This is a genomic window from Saccharothrix hoggarensis, assembly GCF_042678885.1.
Lineage (GTDB): Bacteria > Actinomycetota > Actinomycetes > Mycobacteriales > Pseudonocardiaceae > Actinosynnema > Actinosynnema hoggarensis.
The window spans coordinates 1-21,282 of record NZ_JBHTLK010000117.1 but is presented as its reverse complement, the minus strand read 5'-3'; the positions used below and the strand labels follow the sequence as shown (position 1 = coordinate 21,282).

Sequence of the window (21,282 nt, the reverse complement as noted above, 5' to 3'; positions counted from 1 at the left end):
CGGCGCTTGGCCGCACCCGCGCGCGGGCCGTACCCGACCAGCGTCGCGATCCGACCGCCCGGCATCTCCTCGCCGATCTTGCCGTTCGACTCGGCGGGAGCGGCGGCCGACGCGGCCGGAGCCGGCGCCGACGGAGCCGCGGCGGCGCCGGACGGGTCCACGTCGATGGTGATGATCGGCACGCCGACCTCGACCGTCTGGCCGACCTCGGCCAGCAGCTCGGTCACCACGCCGTCCCACGGGCACGGCAGCTCGACGGCCGCCTTGGCGGTCTCGATCTCGACGATGATCTGGTTGACCTTCACCGCGTCACCCGGCTTGACGTGCCAGGTGAGGATCTCGGCCTCGGTCAGCCCCTCTGCCGTGTCGGGCATGGGGAACTGCTTGAACTGCGGCACAGTCGTCCCCCTACCAGGCCAGCGAGCGGTCGACGGCGTGCAGCACGCGGTCGAGGTCGGGGAGGAACTCCTCCTCCAACTTCGACGGCGGGTACGGCGTGTCGAAACCGGTCACCCGCAGCACGGGCGCTTGCAGGGAGTAGAAGCACTCCTCCTGCACCTTGGCCGCGATCTCGCTGGAGATGGAGGACTCGCTCGGCGCCTCCGTCACCACGATGAGCCGACCGGTGCGCCGCACCGACTCGTACACCGGCGCGAGGTCCAGCGGGGACAGCGTGCGCAGGTCGACGACCTCCAGCGAACGCCCCTCCTCGGCGGCCGCGGCGGCGGCGTCGAGCGACGTCCGCACCGACGGGCCGTACGTCACGATCGTGACGTCCGAGCCGGTGGTGAGGGTGCGCGACCGGAACAGCGGTCCGGGCGCGGCGGTCGTGTCGACCTCGCCCTTCTCGTAGTAGCGGCGCTTGGGCTCGAAGAACAGCACCGGGTCGTCGCAGTCGATGGCCTGCTGGATCATCCAGTACGCGTCGGCCGGGTTCGAGCACGCGACGACCTTCAGGCCGGCGGTGTGCGCGAAGTACGACTCGGGCGACTCGGAGTGGTGCTCAACCGCGCCGATGCCGCCGCCGAACGGCACCCGGATCACCATGGGCAGCTTCAGCCGGCCCTGGGTGCGGTAGTGCAGCTTGGCGACCTGCGACACGATCTGGTCGAAGCCGGGGAAGATGAACCCGTCGAACTGGATCTCGCACACGGGCCGGTAGCCGCGGATCGCGAGGCCGACGGCGGTGCCGATGATGCCGGACTCGGACAGCGGCGTGTCCAGCACGCGCTGCTCGCCGAAGTCCTTCTGCAGGCCGTCGGTGATGCGGAAGACGCCGCCGAGCTTGCCGACGTCCTCACCCATCACGATGACCTTGGGGTTGGCCTCCATCGACGCGCGCAGGCCGTTGTTCAGGGCCTTCGCGATGGTCAGCGTCTGCACCGCGGCGGGCGCGGCGGACGTGGGGCGGTCCATCGTCGGAGCAGCCATCAGTGCTCACCTCCCGCGAAACCGGCGTGGTACGCCAGGAACTCGTCGCGCTGCGCCTCCAGGACGGGGTTGCCCTCGGCGTACACCTCGCTGAAGATCCGCTCGGCGGGCGGGTCGGGCAGGTTGACGCAGTAGTCGCGCAGCTCGATCGCGATCTGCTCGGCCTCGGCCTCGATCGACTCGAAGAACGCCTGGTCGGCCCACTGCTGCTTGACGAGGTGGACCTTGACGCGCTCGATCGGGTCCTTCAGCTTCCACAGCTCCAGCTCGTCGGAGAGCCGGTAGCGGGACGGGTCGTCGGACGTGGTGTGCGCGTCCATCCGGTAGGTGAAGGCCTCGATGAGGATCGGGCCGTTGCCCTGCCGGCACTCCTCCAGCGCCCAGCGGGTGACGGCGAGCGTGGCGAGCACGTCGTTGCCGTCGACCCGGATGCCGGGGAAGCCGTAGCCGCGGGCCCGCTGGTAGAGCGGGAGCCGGGACTGGCGCTCGGTGGGCTCGGAGATGGCCCACTGGTTGTTCTGGCAGAAGAACACCAGCGGCGCGTCGTAGACGGCGGCCCAGACGAAGCCCTCGTGGACGTCGCCCTGGCTGGTCGCGCCGTCGCCGAAGAAGCAGATGGTGGCCTCGCCGTCGGCGTCGCCCACCTTGCCGTCGAACTTCTGGCCCATGGCGTAGCCGGCCGCGTTGAGCACCTGGTTGCCGATGACGATCGTGTACGGGTGGAACCTGGTCGCGACCGGGTCCCAGGTGCCGTTGTCGGTGCCGCGGAAGATGCCGAGCAGCTCGGTCGGCTTGACGCCGCGCGTCCACGCGATGCCGTGCTCGCGGTAGCTCGGGAACGCCATGTCCTCGGGGCGCATCGCCCGGCCGGCGCCGATCTGCGCGGCCTCCTGGCCGAGCAGCGGCACCCAGATGCCGAGCTGGCCCTTGCGCTGGAGCGCGTTCGCCTCGCGGTCGACCCGGCGGACCAGGACCATGTCGCGGTACAGGCCGCGCAGCTCCTCACCCGTGATGTCGATGTCGAAGTCCGGGTGCTGGACGCGCTCACCCTCGGGGGTGAGCAGCTGCACCAGGTCGGCGCCGCCCTCGTCTGTCGCTCGCAAGCCTGCGATCACCTGTTCCGCTGTCGGTTTGGCAGCAGTGGCCGGCGCGGCATCCGGCCCTGGGTGCGTCCATTTCTCGGGGGACGACATGCGCCTTGTCTCCTCGTCTACGAGGCCGCCCGGTCGCTTGTGACGACACTGCGCGGCTGCACCGCCAGTCGCCGTCGTCCCCTGGGTGTCGGGGCTCGGGCAACCGTCGGCGCTGACGGTGTTCTCATCCACATCCTGACATGGCCTCACTCGACATGGTGAGCCCCATCCCAGTTCGTGACTTCCTGTGCAGCGTTCTGACGTGCGGTAACGGTTGGACGGCCAATCTTCGGCAGTCCGAGTAGAGCGTTCGAATACCGAACGTCCGCGTCCCGGTTACCGATCGTTAACCACCGTCCGTAGGGTTGCGCACACGTGCCGTCGGCCGAAACGGCCCACGTCGGCACGCCCTGCGTTGGATGGACTACCGACCATCGGCCGGACAGACCATTTCCACCAAGCGAAACCTCGCCGGTCACGCCGATCGGGCCGCGCACCAGGGGCGACGGGCACGCGGGCCGTGACAGGATCGGGACGTGGACCGTTCAGCGCTGACCCGTACCGTTCGCGGGCTCTGGGACGACGACATCCTCCCGAGCCTGTCCGCCTTGGTCGCGGTGCCCGCGATCTCCCCCGCCTTCGACCCCGCGTGGGCCGCGCACGGCCACCTGGCCGCCGCCGTGGAGCACGTGCGCGCCTGGCTCGCCGACCGCGACCTGCCCGGCGCCACCGTGGAGGTCGTCCAGCTGCCCGACCGCACGCCCGTGCTACTGGTCGACGTGCCCGGCACGGCCGACACCTCCGACACCGTGCTCCTGTACGGGCACCTGGACAAGCAGCCGCCGGTCGGCGGCTGGGGCGACGGGCTCGGGCCGTGGACCCCGGTCGTGCGCGACGGGCGGCTGTACGGCCGCGGCGCCGCCGACGACGGCTACTCCGGCTACGCGGCCATCGTCGCCATCGAGGGCGTCCGGCGAGCCGGCGGCACGCACTCGCGGTGCGTCGTGCTGCTGGAGACCGGCGAGGAGTCCGGCAGCCCGGACCTGCCCGCGTACCTCGACCACCTGCGACCGCGGCTCGGCGACGTGTCGCTGGTCGTGTGCCTCGACTCGGGCGGCAACGACTACGACCGGATGTGGCTGACCACGTCCCTGCGCGGGCTGGCGCAGGCCACCGTCACCGTGCGGGTGCTGGAGAGCGGGCTGCACTCGGGCATGGCGAGCGGGATCGTGCCGTCGTCGTTCCGGATCGCGCGGCAGCTGCTCGACCGGCTGGAGGACTCGGCGACCGGCGAGGTGCTGGTGCCGGAGATGCACGTGGAGATCCCGGAGAACCGGATCGCCGAGGTGCGCGAGGCGGTGGCCAGCGCGCCCGGCGTGCTGGTCGGGAGCGTGCCGTGGGCGGCGGGGACGCAGCCGATGGGCTCCGACGAGGTCGAGCTGGCCCTGAACGCGGGGTGGCGGCCGACGTTGTCGATCACCGGCGCGGACGGGATGCCGTCGCCCGACGACGCGGGCAACGTGCTGCGGCCGTTCACCACGCTGGTGCTGAGCTTCCGGCTGCCGCCGACGGCCGACTCGGCGGCCGCGATGGAGGCGGTGAAGCGGGCGTTGACGACCGACGTGCCGTACGGGGCGTCGGTGGAGCTGTCACGCGTGGAGTTCGCCGACGGCTGGAACGCGCCGGAGTTGGCGCCGTGGCTGCGGGAGACGTTGGACCGGGTCGGCAAGGAGGTGTTCGACGCGCCGTGGCGGACGGTGTCGCTGGGCGGCTCGATCCCGTTCATGGGGCTGCTGCACGAGGCGTACCCGCAAGCCCAGTTCCTGGTCACGGGCGCGGTCGGGCCGGACTCCAACTGCCACGTGCCGGACGAGTGGCTGCACCTCGCGCACGCCGCCCGGATCACCGAGGCCGTCGCCGTGGTGCTGGACGCGCACGCGCGCCGTTGACGGGACGCCGGCCGTGCGCCCCCGGTGCGCGGTCGGCCCGTCGCGGGGTCACGTCGCCCAACGCCGGTTGAGGTCGCGCAGCAGGCTGCGGCCGGCGTCCGGGTTGGTGCCGGCGTAGCGGCGGGCGCGGGCGAGGTCGTCGAAGTCGAGGAGGCGTATCCGCTCCTCGGTGAGGTCCGCGGTGAAGATCTGCCGCGCCGTGGCGAGGAAGTGCACGCGCGCGGCGACGGCGTCCCTGAGCTGGCGGGCGCGCTCGGACCTCCCGGAGTACGCGCCGAGGATGCCGTCCCCGTAGGTCTTGAGGTCGGCGGCGGGGCGCTCGTCCAGCAGGCGGAGGAGGGCGGTGACGCCCTCGCGGTCGTCCACGGCGGTCAGCGCGTCGGCGGTGGCCTGGCAGGCGCGGGTCAGCTCGGCCTCGGCGAGCGCGGCCACCACGTCCGCGAGGTCGCGTCCCGGCCGGTCGCGGCCCAGGTCCACGATGGCCCGGGCGGTGTGGACGAGCTGGCGGGCCAGGCCGCCGGAGAACACGTACGCCAGGGCGTGGAACTGCTCGGACAGGTCGAGGACGTACCGCCGGAGCAGCTTGCGGGCGTACTCGAAGTCGAGGTAGTCGACCCGGACGACCTCGTCGAACGAGCTGTCGAAGACGCTGCGCAGGCCGATGCCGGACAGCTCGAAGTCGTGCTGCGCCTCGGTGGAGACCGACACCAGGTAGTAGCAGCCCTGGACGTCGAAGATGGCCTTGACCTCGTTGAGGAGCCTGCGGGCGGGCTCGCCGGTGCCGATGCGGTCCAGCTCGTCGATGCCGATGATCACCCGGCCGGGTTCGAGCTCACGCTCGGTGGCCTGCTCGGCGGCGATCCGGCCCAGGAACACCCGGAAGCGCTTCACCACCTCCGGGTACGTGAGCGGCCGGCCGGCCAAAGTGACGGCGCGCTTGCCGGCCAGCTCGAAACCCTTGAGCCCGCCCTTGCCGCTGATCTCGTCGGTGTGCGTGCGGACGTAGTCGAGCGCCGTCAGGTGGTCGCGGGCGATCGCCACCAGCGGGTGCGGCCGGATCTCGCGCCGCCACCGCCGGCGGCCCCGCCCGGGCTCGCCGAACCGGGCGATCACCGCCTCGCACACCTCGGTGAACAGGTGCACGACGAACTCCTGCGGCACGTAGTCGACCGGCGCGGACACCAGCACGGCCAGGTCGGGCGCGCGGCCCGGCGCCCGGTACCGCCCGCCGCAGAACGCCCGGAGCAGGTTCGTCTTCCCCGCGCCGCGCGGTCCGGCGACGGCGAAGCTGCCGCCGTCGAGCCGGTCGACCAGCCCGGCCAGCACGGCGCCGGCGGGCGTCGGGACGTGCATCCGCAGCGGGTCGGCGCGCACCAGGGGCGCGACCTCCCGCACCGTCAGCGTGGTCGCGTGGACGGGCGGCGTGACGTCGTTCAGCGTGCTGTAGAGGACCGGCAGCACGCCGTCGACCAGCACGCTCTCCTCCCACGCGGCCAGCGCGGCGCGCGCCACCTCGCCCCGGCCCGACAGCCGGAAGCTCCGGAACACCGTGCGGACGGTGAGCAGGGCCGACGCGTAGACCACGCCGACGCCCGCGAGCGCGAACGGCCAGGCCGGCGCGTCGAGCCGCAGCAACGGCTCCGCGGACGTCACGGGAAGCACGCACCCGCAGCCGAGCCAGGCGATCGCCAGCCGGCGGCTGAAGCGCCCCTCGGACCAGTTCATCAGCAACAAAGCGCCGACCACGAGCGCGAACGCCGCCGCCCCGCCGACGACCGCGAGCACCCCGGCCCGGGACAGGCCGACCAGGAGTGCGACGTGCCAGCCGAGGGCCGCGAAGCCCAGGACCGGCGTGGCGAGCAGCACCCACCGGCCGACCGGGGCGTTCAGCTCGAACAACGCCCACCACCCCGGCCGCACGTCCCGGTACCGCTGCTCGGCCTGGCGCGCGGCGGCCAGCACGGCGCCCTCCGCACCGCTCAGCGCGTCCACCAGGCGCTCCCGCGTCACGTGCCCCGCCGCGGCGAGCCGCACCTCCGGGCGCTCCAGCGCCGTCGACACCGCGCGCTCCAGCACCCGCTGCGGGTCGTCGACGCCGCGGTACCAGGGAGGTAAGTGGTAGTCCACGGAGCGTGACGATGACACCCCTCGGACAGGGTTTGCAAACACCGGGCAGGACTGTGACCTAACCCGCCGGTAACCGCTTTACTGGATCGATGCCGCACACTGGCCCCGTGAACGAGCACAGCCGGCAAGCCGAGCGGATGCGGTTGGCGGAGTCCGACTCGCCGACCGCGCCGTGGCGTCTCTGGGGCCCCTACCTGGCCGGACGCCAGTGGGGGACGGTCCGCGAGGACTACTCGGCGGGCGGGGACGCGTGGACGTCCTTCCCCTTCGACCACGCCCGCGCCCGGGCCTACCGGTGGGGCGAGGACGGCATCGCGGGCATCTGCGACGTGCACGGCTTCCTGAACCTGGGCGTCGCTCTCTGGAACGGCCGCGACCCGATCCTCAAGGAGCGCTACTTCGGGCTCACCAACAACGAGGGCAACCACGGCGAGGACGTCAAGGAGCACTGGTGGGTCACCGACGGCACGCCGACGCACTCGTGGATGCAGGTCGTCTACCGGTACCCGCAGTGTGAGTTCCCCTACGCCGAGCTGCGCGAGATGGCCAAGCGCGCCGGCCGCAACGAGCGCGAGCCCGAGCTGTCCGACACCGGCGCGCTGGACGAGAACCGGTTCTTCGACGTCCGGATCAGCTACGCCAAGGCGGGCCCGCGGGACATCTGCGTCGAGCTGACCGCCACCAACCACGGCCCCGACCCGGCCCCGCTGCACCTGCTGCCGCAGTTCTGGTTCCGCAACACGTGGGCGTGGGGGCGGGACGACCGCAAGCCGACGCTCCGGGCGTCCACGCGGGACGGGTGGCGGCGGATCACCGCCGAGCACGGCGCGCTGGGCCGCTACACGCTGCACGTCGAGGGCACGCCGACCCTGCTGGTCACGGACAACGAGACCAACGAGGTCGAGCTGTTCGGCGCCGCGGCCAACCCGACCCGCTACACCAAGGACGGCGTCGACCGGTACGTGATCCGGCAGGACGCGACGGCGTGCCAGGTCGTCGGGCCGGACGACACCAGCGAGCCGGGCACGAAGGTCGCCGCCTGGTACTCGTTCGACCCGGTCGAGCCGGGCGAGTCGGTCACCGTGCGGCTGCGCCTGGTGGAGGGCGACGGGCACCTCGACGCGTTCGGGCCGAGCTTCCAGGACACCGTCGACCAGCGGAAGGCCGAGGCCGACGGGTTCCACCAGACCGACCTGGACCCGAAGCGCGCGGCCGTCGTGCGGCGCGCGCTGGCCGGGTTGATGTGGACCAAGCAGCACTACCGCTTCCGCACCCGCGAGTGGCTGGACGGCGACCCGGCGCAGCCCGCCGCGCCGACGTCCCGCAAGAACATGCACGCCCGCAACGCGCACTGGCGGCACTTCGACGTGGCCGACGTGATCTCCATGCCGGACGAGTGGGAGTACCCGTGGTTCGCCGCGTGGGACCTCGCCTTCCACACCGTGCCGTTCGCGAAGGTCGACCCGGCGTTCGCCAAGGAGCAGCTGCTCCTGCTGTGCCGCGAGTGGCTGATGCACCCGAACGGCCAGCTGCCCGCCTACGAGTGGGAGTTCGGCGACGTCAACCCGCCGGTGCACGCGTGGGCGGCGTTGCAGGTGTACCGGTCCGAGGAGGTCAAGGACCGGAAGTTCCTGGCCAAGGTGTTCCACAAGCTGCTGCTGAACTTCTCGTGGTGGGTGAACCGCAAGGACGCCGACGGCAGCTACCTGTTCGAGGGCGGGTTCCTCGGCATGGACAACATCGGCCCGGTGAACCGGTCGGAGCCGATGCTCGGCCAGTGGCGGCTGGAGCAGTCGGACGCCACGTCGTGGATGGCGGCGTACAGCCTGCACCTGATGCAGATCGCGCTGGAGCTGGCGCGGCACGACGAGTCGTACGAGGACGTGGCCACGAAGTTCGTGGAGCACTTCCTGAGCATCGCCGAGGCGTCCACGCAGTTCGGTTCGGGCGGGCGCGGCATCTGGGACGAGACGGACGGCTTCTGCTACGACGTGGTGTCGCGGCGGCTGCCGGACGGGCACGTCGAGTCGCAGCCGGTGCGGGTCCGGTCGATGGTGGGCCTCATCCCGGTGCTGGCGTGCGCGGTGCTGGAGCCGTGGGTGTTCGAGGAGCTGCCGGAGTTCGGCCGGCGGCTGGAGCACCTGCTGTCCCGCCGGCCCGAGCTGCAGCGGTTCGTGAGCCGCAGCGGCGGCGGCGCGATGCTCAGCCTGCTGGACGAGCGCAAGCTGCGCCGGGTGCTGAGCCGGATGCTGGACGAGGGCGAGTTCCTCTCGCCGCACGGCATCCGCAGCCTGTCCGCGGCGCACCGCGAGGGCCTGGAGGTGCAGGTCGCGGACCAGGAGCACCGGATGGGCTACGAGCCGGGCGAGTCGCGCACGCCGATGTTCGGCGGCAATTCCAACTGGCGCGGCCCGGTCTGGTTCCCGACGAACGCGCTGCTCGTGGAGGCCCTGCGGACCGTCGAGGAGTTCCACGGCGGGAAGTTCCACGTGGAACTTCCCACCCGCAGCCAGCGGCAGGTGACCGCGGGCCAGGCGGCGGACGAGCTGGTCAGGCGGCTGGTGGCGTTGTTCCTGCCGGACCACGACGGGCGCAGGCCCGCGGACGGCAAGCGGATCGAGTCGACCGACTCGCCGCTGTGGCGCGAGCACGTGACCTTCAGCGAGTACTTCGACGGGGACACCGGCGAGGGATTGGGCGCGACGCACCAGACGGGCTGGACCGCGCTGGTCGCCAGCTTGTTGACGGATCGTCGTCACACGGGCGCGGTAGGTGAATCAATTGTGTGATTTAACCCAAACGGCTGAACATCTTGTTGCTCAACGTGGCTTGTGACGCAAGATTCATGCGCACCGAAGCTCTGTAACACGCACGTGCTGTGCACCCAGTCACCCAAGTGGCAGTATGCCGAACACTCGACCGACACAGTTACGAGGAGTGACGCCGTGGCCCGTCGTACCAGGCACGCTGCGCTCGCCCTGTTCCCCGTGCTCGCCCTGGCGGCCACGATGACGGCGTGCGCGACCAAGGTCAACACCGGCTCGCAGGACAGCGGGTCGGGCATCACCCTGGTCCAGAGCGGCAAGCTGGTCACCTGCACCCACCTGTCCTACAAGCCCTTCCAGTTCTCCGAGGGCGACAAGACGGTCGGCTTCGACGTCGACCTGGTCGATCTGGTGGCCAAGGAACTCAACGTCACTCAGGAAATCTTCGACACGCCGTTCGAGAACATCACCTCGGGCACCGTGTTCGCGACCAGTGAGTGCGACCTGGCCGCGGCCGGGATGACGATCACCGAAGAGCGCAAGAAGGCGATCGACTTCTCCGACCCGTACTTCGACGCCTCCCAGGCGTTGCTGGTGAAGAAGGACTCGCCGGTCAAGGACCTGCCCGACCTGAAGGGCAAGCGCCTCGGCGTCCAGCAGGACACCACCGGCGAGGAGTACGCCAACAAGAACGCCGAGGCCCACGGCTACACCGTCGTGGAGTTCGAGGACCTCCCGCTGCTGGAGACCGCCGTCCGCACCGGCGCGGTGGACGCGGCGATCAATGACAACGGCGTGCTCTACGACTACGCCAAGGAGTTCCCGGACACCGCGGTGACCAGGGAGTTCGAGACCGGCGAGAGCTACGGCATCGGCCTGAAGAAGGGCAACACCGCCCTTCAGGCGAAGGTCAACGAGGTCATCAAGAAGGCCAAGGAGAGCGGCGAGTACGACCGGATCTACGAGAAGTGGTTCGGCAAGAAGCCGGAGAAGAAGTGACCGGTTGACCGCGGGGCCGGTGCTCATGGGCACCGGCCCCGTCCTTGTCCGATCCCTTTTCGAGGAGCGCCGAGAAGATGGCCATGTCCAAACGGCGGAGGGCCATCGCCTTCCGCCGCGCGCAGTACGCACTACTGATCGTCATCGTCCTCGCGGTGGCGGTCTTCGCCGACTGGGGTGAGATCCGGCAGTCGTTCTTCGACGCCGACACCGCGAAGGCGATGTTCCCCACGATCATCACCAGCGCGTTGGTGAACACGATCGTCTACAGCGCCTTCGGTTTCGCCATCGGCCTCGGCCTCGGCCTGCTGCTGGCGCTGATGAAGCTCTCGCCGGTCGCGCCGTGGCGGTGGATCGCCACCGTCTACATCGAGTTCTTCCGCGGCGTGCCCGCGCTGCTCGTGTTCGTGGCGCTGAGCGTCGCGGTGCCGCTCGCGTTCGGCCTGAAGTTCGAGATCAACTCGACCGCCGGCCTCGCGCTCGGCATCGTCGGCAGCGCGTACATCGCCGAGACGATCCGCGCGGGCATCCAGGCCGTGCCGAAGGGCCAGATCGAGGCGGCCAGGTCGCTGGGCATGTCCCAGGGGCGCACGCTGGTCACCGTCGTGATCCCCCAGGCGTTCCGGATCATCCTGCCCCCGCTGACCAACGAGCTGATCATGCTGATCAAGGACTCGTCGCTGATCAGCGTCGTCGGCCTGGCCACCTCGGACTACGAGCTGACCAAGCTCGGCCGCGAGACGCTGAGCCGGTCGCCCACGATGACCCCGCTGCTCATCGCCGGCCTGTGCTACCTGATCATCACGTTGCCGCTGGGCCACCTGTCCCGGTACCTGGAGCGGCGCACCGGCGGGCGGAAGATCAGCACGCCCGAATCGAGCGGGTTGGGGGTGTCGGCGTGAGCGACGTCGTCGTCGAGGTCACCGGGCTGAAGAAGTCGTTCGGCCCGCTGGAGGTGCTGAAGGGCATCGACCTCAAGGTCAACCGCGGTGACGTGGTGTGCATCATCGGCCCGTCGGGTTCCGGCAAGTCGACGCTGCTGCGCTGCGTCAACCTGCTGGAGGAGCCGACCGGCGGCAAGATCGTCGTGGACGGCACCGAGCTGACCGACCCGGACGTGGACATCGACGCCGCGCGCACCCGCATCGGCATGGTGTTCCAGTCGTTCAACCTGTTCTCGCACCTCAGCGTGCTGAACAACCTGACCGTCGCCCAGCGCAAGGTGCTCAAGCGCGACGCCAGGAAGGCCCAGGAGGTCGCGCTGCGGAACCTGGAGCGGGTCGGGCTGTCGGACAAGGTGAACGCCATGCCGGGGCAGCTGTCCGGCGGCCAGCAGCAGCGCGCGGCGATCGCGCGGGCGCTGTCGATGGACCCGGACGTGATGCTGTTCGACGAGCCGACGTCGGCGCTGGACCCGGAGCTGGTCGGCGACGTGCTCGGCGTCATGCGGCAGCTCGCCGACGAGGGCATGACGATGCTCGTGGTGACGCACGAGATGCAGTTCGCCCGCGAGGTGGCCGACCGGGTGCTGTTCATGGACGGCGGGTACGTCGTGGAGGAGGGGCCGGCCGAGCAGGTCATCGGCGCTCCCCGGCACGAGCGCACCCAGTCGTTCCTGGCCCGCGTGCTGGACCCGACGAACCAGGGGCCGCGCGCCTGACGCAGTGCGCCGAACCGGCCACGCGGTGCGTCGGTCGCCCCTATTGTCGATCTCATGGCAGAGGTGGGGGCGCGGGGGCTGGACGTGTTCGACCCCAGCCCGCCGCGCTCCGCCCGCATGGCCGCCGCCGAGGTGCTGCGCGGCGTCGCCGAGCCGGACGGGCCGTGGCGGTTACCCCGGCGGCGGGCCGGGATGCCGCCGGTGGTGCGGGTCGCCGACCGGTTCCTGACCGGCACGCTGGACCTGCGCGCGGTGGAGTTCCCGTACGTGCTGGAGTTCGTCCGCTGCCGGTTCGAGGAGCCGCCGGACCTGCGCCAGGGCAAGCTCGCCGGGATCGAGTTCGCCGACTGTTGGCTCCCCGGCCTCGCCGCCCGCAACCTGAGCAGCGCCAACGACGTGTCGCTCGTGGGCAGCACCGTGGAGGGCCTGGTCGACCTGGTCGACGCGGAGGTGGCCGGCTCCCTCACGCTGCGGGACGCCGAGCTGAGGGCGCCGGGCACGATCGCGCTGCACGCGGACCGGTTGAAGCTCGCGGGCGGGGTGCTGGCGCAGCGGGTGCGGGTCACCGGTGAGCTGCGGATGGCGGGCGCGCACGTCGGCGGCTACTGCAACGTCAGCGGCGGCCTGCTGGACAACCCGCTCAAGCACGCGTTCAACGGCACCGGCCTGCACGTCGGCGGCAACCTGCTGATGAGCGGCTGCACGCTGAACGGCACCGTGCTGCTGGCGGGCGCGCGGGTCGACTCCGCGCTCACGCTGCGCGGCTCGACCGCGGCCGGCGGCCGGGCGGACGACGACGCGCTGGACCCGCACTCCGACCCGAACGCCACGCTGGTGTTCGACCGCATCACCGTGGACGGCGACGTGCAGCTGGACCGCGGGTTCACCAGCGCCGGCACCGTGCGCATGGTCAACGCCGCGGTCGGCGGCACGCTCTCGCTGTCCGGCGGCGCGTTCGACGCCCTGGGCGAGTCGACCCCCGAGCCGACCGGGTACGGCCGCGCGCTCGACACGGGCGCCGCCGAGCCGACGGGCTACGGGCGCGCGCTGCACCTCGACGGCACGCAGGTGGGCGGCGACCTCATCGGACGCCAGGCGCGCGTGCGCGGGCAGCTGAGGATGGTGGACTTCCAGGCCAAGGGCAGCCTCATCCTCGACGGGTCCACATTGGACAACCCGCGCGCGGACGCCGTGCTGGGCAACAGGTCCCGGATCGGCAGCAACCTCGCCGCGCGCGAGGTGGAGGTCACCGGCGGGCTGGAGCTGCGGGGCGTGCGCATCGGCGCGAACCTCGACCTGCGCGGCAGCCGGATCACCCAGCCGGGCCGCTACCGGCACCAGCCCGCGGGCAAGCCGTCGTTGGACGTCGGCGGCGCCGCGATCGGGCGCGACCTCATCTGCGCGCGCGGGGCCAAGGAGTTCGTCGCGCACGGCGGCGTGCGGGCGAGGCGGGCGACGGTCGGCCGGATGGCGACGTTCGCGGGCGCCGTGCTCGGCGACAAGCTGGACGCGCACGCGCTGAACCTGCTCGGCATGCAGGTGCAGGAGCTGGTGGTGACGCCGATCGGCCCGCCGCGCGGCGACGTGACGCTGCGGCAGGTGCGCTGCACGTCGTTGGACGACAACGAGAACTTCTGGAGCGCGACCGGCCGCATCGACCTGGAGGAGTTCCGCTACGACTCGCTGCGGAACCCGATCGACCTGCGGGACGACGCCGAGGTCGAACGGCGGCTGCGCTGGCTGCGGCAGGCGATGCGGCGCACGTACCGGCCGGGCCCGTACGACCAGTTCGCCGAGATGCTGCGCGCGGCGGGCAACGACGAGCACGCGGCGACCGTGCTGGTGGAGAAGCAGCGGCTGCGGTACCGGGCGGTCGCCGAGGGCCGCCGCTGGCTCGGCCCGCTGGTGCTGGTGTGGAGCTGGCTGCAGCGCGCGATGGTCGGCTACGGCTACCGCCCGGCCCGCGCGTTGGCGTGGCTGGTGGTGATGTGGCTGGCGGGTAGCGCCTACTTCGCGTCCGGGCCGGAGCTGTCGGAGATCAACGAGCAGGACAAGCTGACCTGGAACCCGTGGCTGTTCACCATCGACCTGCTGGTGCCGATCGTGGACCTCGGCAACAAGAACCGCTGGCACACGCCGGACGAGTCGCAGTGGATCGCGGCGGGGCTGATCGCGATGGGGTGGGTGCTCGCGACCACCGTGGCGGCCGGCGTCACCAGGGCGTTGAAGCGCTGACGCGACGAGCCCCGCCCGGCTGGATGCCGGACGGGGCTCGTCGGTGTCGCGACCCGGTGGACTAGTGCACGGCGATCGGCTTCACCCGGTCGCTGTCCTCGTCCACGTGGTAGTCGTCGGCCTGCGTCTGGTCCGTCCCGTTGGACACGCGGGTCCGCTTCGCGATCAGCGTCACGATGACGGCGACCAGCAGGTTCACCACGATGGCGATCGCGCCGACGTAGATCTGCACGGTGGACGCGCCGAACGGGTGCCACCCGAACAGCGACAGCTTGCCCAGCGGCAGCGCGGAACCGGCGAAGTGCGCCTTGCCGGCGGCCGGGTTGCCGATGTTGTAGAGCAGCCACATGCCGTAGCCCATGCCGGCGACCCAGCCCGCGATGAGGCCCCAGATGTGGAACCACCGCGTGTACAGCGCGATCGCCACGGCGGGCAGCGTCTGCAGGATCATCACGCCGCCGATGAGCTGCAGGTCGATGGAGAACTGCGGGTCGATGAACACGATGAACGCGACCGCGCCGAACTTCACCACCAGCGACGCCAGCTTGGCCTGCTTGGCCTCCTGGGCGGGCGTGGCGTCCTTCTTCAGGTACTCCTTGTAGATGTTGCGGGTCCACAGGTTCGCCGCCGCGATCGACATGATGGCGGCGGGCACCAGGGCGCCGATCGCGATGGCCGCGAACGCGACGCCGGCGAACCAGCTCGGGAACTCCTGGCCGAACAGCACCGGCACGATGGTGTTCGTGTCCGGGCGGCCGGTGGCCTGGTTGGTGATCGGCTTGACGCCCGCGCTGATGGCGACGAAGCCCAGCATCGCGAGCAGGCCCAGGAGCAGCGAGTACGCGGGCAGCGCCACCATGTTCCGCTTGATCACGTTGCGGCCGCGCGAGGCGAGGATGCCGGTCAGCGAGTGCGGGTAGAGGAACAGCGCCAGCGCCGAGCCCAGCGCCAGCGTCGCGTACTGGAGCTGGTTGTTGCCGTTGAGGATCGTCCCGTCGGCCTTGCTCTCGGACGCGGCGTACTTCGCCTGCGCGGTGTCGAAGATCGCGCCCCAGCCGCCGAACTTGGACGGCAGGTAGATCACGGCCACGAGGATCACGATGTAGATCAGCGTGTCCTTGACGAACGCGATCAGCGCGGGCGCGCGCAGGCCCGACTGGTACGTGTAGAGCGCGAGGATGACGAACGCGATGAACAGCGGCAGGTGGCCGAGGATGCCCGAGCCGTTGAGGCCCATCGTGCGCAGCACGGCCTCCAGGCCGACGAGCTGCAGCGCGATGTACGGCATCGTGGCGATGATGCCGGTGATCGCGACCAGCAGCGCGAGCCAGTGCGAGCCGTACCGGCCGCGGACGAAGTCCGCCGGCGTCACGTAGCCGTGCACGCGGGAGACGGACCACATGCGCACCAGCGGCAGGAACACGATCGGGTACAGGATGACCGTGTAGGGCAGGGCGAAGAAGCCCATCGCGCCGGCGCCGAAGACCAGGGCGGGCACGGCGACGAACGTGTACGCCGTGTACAGGTCACCGCCGACCAGGAACCACGTGATCCACGAGCCGAACTTGCGCCCGCCGAGGCCCCACTCGTCGAGGTGGTCGAGGGTGTCGCCCGCCTTCCACTTCGCCGCGACGAATCCCAGGACGGTGACCAGCAGGAACAGCGCGCTGAAGACCACCAACTCGGTCCACTGCATTACTTGGCCCCCTCGTCCAGGTCGTCCACGCTGAGCAGGTCCGGCTTGCCCTTGACGACGGGTTCGTCCTTGGTCTTGATGTAGACCAGGCCCACGCAGAGGACACCGACCGGAACCCACGCGAACTGGTACCAGTAGAAGAACGGCAGCCCCAGCAGCCTCGGCTCATCGGAGTTGAACCAGGGCGTGACGAGCATGAGCAGCGGAACGAGCAGAAGCAGGTTCCAGTTGCTCCAGCGGAGGCTGGATTTTCGAGCTGACGACATGTGCCCCTCCGTACGGCGGCCCGGTGACGCGGTGTCGCGCATGCTAGGCCGGAGGAGGGACAGTAGTCACCATGTCAGGTGGATTACCTACCGGTGAAGTAGTTGGATCGTGACCAACGATTCGTTCACCGCAGGTGGGTCACCAAGTGGTGCTCGGCGCGGTCGAAGTAGGTCAGCAACGCCTCTTCGGCCTGCCGAACCCGTCCCGCGTCGAGGTGGTCCACGATGGACTGGTTCAGCGGCAGGTAGTCCCGGTGGAACTCCTCGGGGTCGCCCATGACGTGGAACGCCAGGCGCACCTCCGCGAGCAGCCGCTTCATCTCCTCGTCCAGCCGGGCGCTGCCCGCGAGGGCGGTGAGGGCCTGGTGGAACTTGACGTTCGCGGTGCCGACGCCGGTCCAGTCGCCCAGCTCCCGGAACCGCGCGCCGAGGGCGACGGCGTCGCGGACGGCCTGCCGGGCCTGCTCGGACACCGCGGGCCAGTGCCGGACGGCGCCGCACTCGATGACGCGGCGGGCGGCGTAGAGGTCCACGACGTCGGACGCGCCGGGGCGGCGCACGAACACGCCCTTGCTGTACTCGTGCACGAGCAGGCGTTCGTGGGTGAGCAGGCGGAACGCCTCGCGCAGCGTGTTGCGGGAGACCCGGAGGGCTTCGCCGAGCGCCTTCTCGTTGAGCTGCTGACCGGGCTTGATGTCGCCGTCGAGGACGCTGGAGCGGAGCTTGTCCGCGACCCGCTCCGCCGTGCTGGAGCGGTCGATGTCGCCGCGGTCCCGCGCGAGGGTGCTCAGCCAGCTGTCTGCCTCTGCGGTCGTCATGCGATCGAGTCTAGTGGGGCGGTGAGTCGAATGGAGTATTGCTGGATTGTTGAACGATCCTTAGATTGAACAAGCGGTGAGGGGAGGTCCCGTGGACCTGAACGCGGATGTGGGTGAGGGCTTCGGCCGTTGGGCGCTGGGTGACGACCACGCCTTGCTCGACGTCGTGACCAGCGCGAACGTCGCGTGCGGGTTCCACGCGGGCGACCCGGAGACGATGCGGCGGACGTGCGAGCGGGCCGCCGCGCGGGGCGTCACCGTCGGCGCGCACGTCGGGTACCGGGACCTGCACGGCTTCGGCAGGCGATTTGTCGACGTGTCCCCGGAGACGCTGACGGCCGACGTGCTGTACCAGCTGGGCGGTCTGGACGCGTGCGCACGGGCGGCGGGGACGCGCGTCGGCTACGTGAAGCCGCACGGGGCGCTGTACAACGCGCTCGTGCGGCACGAGGCGCAGGCCGACGCCGTGGTGGACGCGGTGCGGGCGTACGACCCGACGTTGCCGGTGCTCGGGCTGCCCGGCGCGGTGTGGCTGAAGCGGGCGCGGGTGGCCGGGCTGCCGGTCCGGTACGAGGCGTTCGCGGACCGGGCGTACACGGCGGCGGGGACGTTGGTGGACCGGCGGCGGCCGGGCGCCGTGCTGCACGACGTGGGCGAGATCGCGTCCCGGTGCGTGGGGCTGGCGACCGAGGGGCGGGTGCGGGCGGTCGACGGGCAGGTGCTGCGGATGCCCGTCGACTCGATCTGCGTGCACGGCGACAGCCCCGGCGCGGTGGCGGTCGCGCGGGCGGTGCGGTCGGCGTTGGCGGAGGCGGGCGTGACGCTGGGCCCGTTCGCCGGTGGGCTGGACCGGCTGAGCGCCTGAGGTCAGGTCCTCGCGGGCGGGTGCGCCGGGGCGACGCCCATGCGTTCGAGCAGGCCGAGGATCGCGTCCACCGTGTCGAGGGTGTGGCCGGGACCGATCCGCTCGCGCATCGTGCCGAACACCAATCCCGCCTCGAAGTGCAGCGGGGAGGGCAGGCTGTGCGCCTGGGCCAACAGGTACTCGACGACCTCGGGGGTGAACCCGCGGGCCACGGCGGCCGGGTCACTGGTGAACACGGCGAACCGGGCGTCGAAGGGGCCGGGCGGGAACGCCACCCGGTGCCACCCGCCTCCCGCCGCCACCACCGTCACCGGGACTTCGCGGACCAGTTCGCCGCCCTGGGCTTCGATGTTGCCGGGCGCCAGCGGGCGTCCCAGGAAGTTCGTGCCCCCGTGGACGCGGCGGCTGATCTTCATCGGCGTCACCGGCGCGGTGGCCACCTCGACCCGGTGCTCGTGAGCCGTGCGCGTGCCATTGTCGGCGGCCTTCTCCACCGACGCCTCACCCACGCGCACCGACCACCCGTCGCGCCGGAAGTCGAGAGTGGTTCCGAAGCTTCCAGGCGACGCCACGCCCAGCTGGTTGACCAGGCCGTCGGTCTCGCTCCTCATCGGCTCCAGCAGCTCGGCCGACCACGGGCGGGCCGCGGCCGGATCGACCACGCTCCCACCGAGGCTGCGCGCGAACGCGGCCACCGCGTCGAAGTGCGCCCGCTCCTCCTTCCGATCACCGCGCCACCTCCACCAGAGCAGGAGGCCGTACAGGGCCAGCATGACGGCGATGAGCGGAGCGAAGTCGAGGAGGTACTCCATCAGATGTCCAGATACCCCTCGGTCTGCTGCTTCGACTGGTCTTCGCCGGTGGCCGGCGTGCGGGGTGGACCGGCTCGAACGCCCGGGTCAGGCCCACACCGGCGGGTGCGCCGGGGCGACGCCCATGCGTTCGAGCAGGCCGATCAGGGCGTCGACCCGGGCCAGGGCCTGGTCGGGGATGATCCGGTTGATCAGGGTGCAGAAGAGCAGGCCCGCCTCGAAGTGCAGCGTGAAGTACATGTCGTTGAACTCGGCGAGCAGGTGTTCGGCGACCCGCGGGTCGAACAGGGGCGCCACGGCCGCCGGGTCGCTCGTGAACACGGCGAAGTTCGTGTCGAACGGGCCCGGCGGGAAGGAGACCCGGTACCACCCGCCTCCCTCCGCGGCCACGGTCACCGGGACCTCGCGGACCCTCTCACCGCCCTGGGCCACGACGTGGTCCGGCGGCAGCGGACGGCCGAAGAGGTTCTTGCCGTCGTGGATGCGACGGCTGATCTTCATCGGCGTCACCGGCGCGGTGGCCACCTCGATGCGGTACTCGTAGGCCGTGCGGGTGCCGTTGTCCGCGGTCACCTCCACCGACGCCTCGCCCACGCGCACCGCCCACCTCCCTCGCGGGAAGTCCACGGTGAGCCCGAAGCTCGTGGGCGACACCTGGTTCAGCTGGTTGACCAGGCCGTCGGTCTTCCTCCTCATCGGCTCCAGCAACCCGGCCGACCACGCGTGGGCTTCGGCGGGATCGACCAGACGTCCGCCGAGACCGCCCGCGAACTCGGCCAGCGCTTCGGCGTGCGCCTGCTCGCTCTTCCGATCGCTGCGCCGGCGCCACCAGTGCCCCAGGGCCAGCAGGCCCACCATGATGGCGACGATCGGCAAGATCTCGACGTAGGTCTCATCCATGATCAGATGTCCAGGTATCCCTTGGTCTGCTGCTTCGACTGGTCTTCACCGGTGGCGGCGTACTCGTCCGCCTTGTCCCGGGCGGCCTGGTTCCGCAAGGGCTTGTCGATGCCCGCGTTGTCGCCCGTGCCCGCGCCGACCTGCGACGCCGCCGCGTCGGTGGTCGCGGTCCACATGGACCTGCCGAACCCGTCGTGCAGCCGCTCGCCGACCATGCCGTTGTCGGACCAGAGCTTGTCCACCATCGACTTCTTGTCCCCGGCCTGCGCGGCGACGTTCCTGGCCCGCTTGTCGGCCATGGAGCGCTGGAAGCCGGCCTTCACGTCGCCGGCCCGCTTGCTCAGGCTGCGCAGGAAGTCGAGGATCCTGGTCAGGAACTGCTTCAGCTTGGCGACGATCCGGGCCACCCGGCTGCCGGTGGTGGCGACCCGCACGCCGGTCGCGGCGCCCGCGGCGGCGGTCGACGCCCCGAAGCTCGGCACGGCCGCCGCGAGCGCGGGGATCCAGATCATGACCAGCCAGGTGATCAACTCGGTCAGGATCGCCTTGATGAAGTCCTCGACGATCGTCATGATCATGCTGGAGATCTGCAGCATCCGCGCGATCTCACCGGCCTGACCGGCGACGCCGTCGATGCCGCCGGCGAACTCGCCCAGCTTCGTGGCGGCCGCCTCGGACGCGGAACCGCCCCAGCTCGTCACCGAGTTCGCCAGGTCGCTGTCGAACTTCTCGCGCAGCCGCACCACGCCCTGGCCGATCGCGTTGAAGTTCTCCGCCGCCTGCGCCAGCGCGGGGCCGTCGCCGCTGACGAAGTGGATCGCGTCCTCCAACGGCTGCACCACGCTGATCAGGAAGTCCAGGCCCTGCCCGACCAGCCAGCCGATCGGGTCGGTCGCGATGCCCAGGGCGGAGGTGCCGAGCGATGCGACCAGCGCCGAGCCCTCGGAGGCCAGGGCGGTCGCCTCGGAACCGCCGCCCTCCGCCGCCTTGCCCGCCGCTTCCTTGATCTTGAGGTAGTTGCCGTAGAAGGGGGCGGCCTCCGCCATCTTCTGGCTGGTGTCCTTCTCGCCGACGGTGATCTCGACTCCGCCGGCCTCGGTCTTCACTTCAGCCATCTCGCATCCCCCTACTGGCCGTCGAGCCGGACTTGCAGGCCGTTCAACAGCTGCTTCACGGCTTCTTCCTGCGCGTCGTAGTCCTCGGCCGCGCCGGTGAACTTGTCCGCGCCCGACTGCAGGCCGTCCTGGAGCGCCTGGAACAGCTCGGTGAGGTCGCCGAGCATCTGCGTGTACCGGTTCTTGGTGATGAGGCCGACCACGCCCCACGACTTCTCGCCCACGTCCGCCTTGGCCACGAGGCCCGCGATCTCGGCCGCGGTGGCGCGGTGGGCGTCGAGCTTGCCGGCGAAGTCCCGCAGCTCCTGGGTGTTGACGTCGAATCCGCCGCTCATCGGGGGCTCACCGGTCCTCGTCGTCGAAGAGGTTCAGGAAACGGCCGTCGTTCCGCGCGGGGCCGGGGCGCGCGGGTGGCGGTGGCGGCTGGTCGCCGTCGCGCAGGAACCCGCGCTGCGAGAAGTCGTCCGGCTCCTCGGGCGGCGGCGCGGGACGGCGGGGTGGGGCGGGGCGC

At 71.0% G+C, this 21,282-nt stretch carries 18 protein-coding genes; 7 read left to right on the top strand and 11 right to left on the bottom strand.

All coding sequences use genetic code 11. From position 1 onward, the window contains the following. The 3 genes from ACFQ3T_RS21350 to pdhA form a co-directional block, all read right to left on the bottom strand. Positions 1-398 (bottom strand): biotin/lipoyl-containing protein (locus ACFQ3T_RS21350; protein WP_380725095.1); only part of this gene is annotated, 398 nt, incomplete at its 3' end. Between the two features lie 10 nt (positions 399-408). Then, positions 409-1,431, bottom strand: coding sequence for an alpha-ketoacid dehydrogenase subunit beta (locus ACFQ3T_RS21345; RefSeq protein ID WP_380725093.1), 1,023 nt, complete (start codon positions 1,429-1,431; stop codon positions 409-411). Then, entirely contained in the window at positions 1,431-2,624 is a 1,194-nt protein-coding gene (gene pdhA / locus ACFQ3T_RS21340; protein ID WP_380725091.1) for a pyruvate dehydrogenase (acetyl-transferring) E1 component subunit alpha, read from the bottom strand. Before pdhA ends, ACFQ3T_RS21345 begins: the two co-directional genes overlap by 1 nt. A 476-nt stretch (positions 2,625-3,100) precedes the next feature. Between pdhA and ACFQ3T_RS21335 the strand changes: the two genes are divergently transcribed. Next, positions 3,101-4,513, top strand: a complete 1,413-nt coding sequence (locus tag ACFQ3T_RS21335; RefSeq protein WP_380725089.1) for a M20/M25/M40 family metallo-hydrolase — start codon at positions 3,101-3,103, stop codon at positions 4,511-4,513. Positions 4,514-4,561: 48 nt separating this feature from the next. On the opposite strand, the gene ACFQ3T_RS21330 is transcribed toward ACFQ3T_RS21335, so the two are convergent. Continuing rightward, positions 4,562-6,640: a hypothetical protein gene (locus ACFQ3T_RS21330; RefSeq protein ID WP_380725087.1), complete on the bottom strand. Its 2,079-nt coding sequence runs from the start codon at positions 6,638-6,640 to the stop codon at positions 4,562-4,564. Between the two features lie 107 nt (positions 6,641-6,747). On the opposite strand from ACFQ3T_RS21330, the gene ACFQ3T_RS21325 reads away from it, so the two are divergent. From ACFQ3T_RS21325 to ACFQ3T_RS21305, 5 genes are all read left to right on the top strand, one after another. After that, on the top strand, positions 6,748-9,429 hold the full coding sequence (locus ACFQ3T_RS21325; protein ID WP_380725085.1) for an MGH1-like glycoside hydrolase domain-containing protein: 2,682 nt from the start codon (positions 6,748-6,750) through the stop codon (positions 9,427-9,429). Between the two features lie 156 nt (positions 9,430-9,585). Continuing rightward, entirely contained in the window at positions 9,586-10,404 is an 819-nt protein-coding gene (locus ACFQ3T_RS21320) for a transporter substrate-binding domain-containing protein (RefSeq protein WP_380725083.1), read from the top strand. Positions 10,405-10,481: 77 nt separating this feature from the next. Then, positions 10,482-11,306, top strand: a complete 825-nt coding sequence (locus tag ACFQ3T_RS21315; RefSeq protein ID WP_380725081.1) for an amino acid ABC transporter permease — start codon at positions 10,482-10,484, stop codon at positions 11,304-11,306. Next, positions 11,303-12,064: an amino acid ABC transporter ATP-binding protein gene (locus ACFQ3T_RS21310; protein WP_380725080.1), complete on the top strand. Its 762-nt coding sequence runs from the start codon at positions 11,303-11,305 to the stop codon at positions 12,062-12,064. Before ACFQ3T_RS21315 ends, ACFQ3T_RS21310 begins: the two co-directional genes overlap by 4 nt. Positions 12,065-12,118: 54 nt before the next feature. Then, the gene (locus ACFQ3T_RS21305; protein WP_380725079.1) at positions 12,119-14,299 is read left to right on the top strand and encodes a translocation/assembly module TamB domain-containing protein; all 2,181 of its coding nucleotides are present in this window, start codon (positions 12,119-12,121) and stop codon (positions 14,297-14,299) included. Positions 14,300-14,360: 61 nt separating this feature from the next. On the opposite strand, the gene mctP is transcribed toward ACFQ3T_RS21305, so the two are convergent. The 3 genes from mctP to ACFQ3T_RS21290 all read right to left on the bottom strand — a co-directional run bounded on the left by mctP (position 14,361) and on the right by ACFQ3T_RS21290 (position 17,079). Then, positions 14,361-15,995: a monocarboxylate uptake permease MctP gene (mctP, locus tag ACFQ3T_RS21300; RefSeq protein WP_380725078.1), complete on the bottom strand. Its 1,635-nt coding sequence runs from the start codon at positions 15,993-15,995 to the stop codon at positions 14,361-14,363. Further along, positions 15,995-16,261 carry a DUF3311 domain-containing protein gene (locus ACFQ3T_RS21295; protein ID WP_380725077.1) on the bottom strand — a complete coding sequence of 89 codons (267 nt, stop codon included), beginning with the start codon at positions 16,259-16,261 and terminating at the stop codon, positions 15,995-15,997. The genes mctP and ACFQ3T_RS21295 overlap by 1 nt, the downstream gene beginning before the upstream one ends. Positions 16,262-16,386: 125 nt before the next feature. Further along, complete coding sequence (locus ACFQ3T_RS21290) at positions 16,387-17,079, bottom strand: GntR family transcriptional regulator (RefSeq protein WP_380725076.1); 693 nt, start codon at positions 17,077-17,079, stop codon at positions 16,387-16,389. Positions 17,080-17,170: 91 nt separating this feature from the next. Between ACFQ3T_RS21290 and ACFQ3T_RS21285 the strand changes: the two genes are divergently transcribed. Further along, positions 17,171-17,944, top strand: a complete 774-nt coding sequence (locus tag ACFQ3T_RS21285; protein WP_380725075.1) for a LamB/YcsF family protein — start codon at positions 17,171-17,173, stop codon at positions 17,942-17,944. 2 nt (positions 17,945-17,946) lie between these two features. On the opposite strand, the gene ACFQ3T_RS21280 is transcribed toward ACFQ3T_RS21285, so the two are convergent. From ACFQ3T_RS21280 to ACFQ3T_RS21265, 4 genes are all read right to left on the bottom strand, one after another. After that, positions 17,947-18,756, bottom strand: coding sequence for a hypothetical protein (locus tag ACFQ3T_RS21280; RefSeq protein WP_380725074.1), 810 nt, complete (start codon positions 18,754-18,756; stop codon positions 17,947-17,949). A gap of 87 nt (positions 18,757-18,843) precedes the next feature. Next, entirely contained in the window at positions 18,844-19,656 is an 813-nt protein-coding gene (locus ACFQ3T_RS21275) for a hypothetical protein (RefSeq protein ID WP_380725073.1), read from the bottom strand. Positions 19,657-19,658: 2 nt separating this feature from the next. Further along, positions 19,659-20,771 carry a hypothetical protein gene (locus ACFQ3T_RS21270; protein ID WP_380725072.1) on the bottom strand — a complete coding sequence of 371 codons (1,113 nt, stop codon included), beginning with the start codon at positions 20,769-20,771 and terminating at the stop codon, positions 19,659-19,661. 11 nt (positions 20,772-20,782) lie between these two features. Continuing rightward, a complete protein-coding gene (locus tag ACFQ3T_RS21265) occupies positions 20,783-21,106 on the bottom strand; it encodes an ESX-1 secretion-associated protein (protein ID WP_380725071.1) in 324 nt (107 codons plus the stop codon). Between the last annotated feature and the right edge of the window lie 176 nt (positions 21,107-21,282).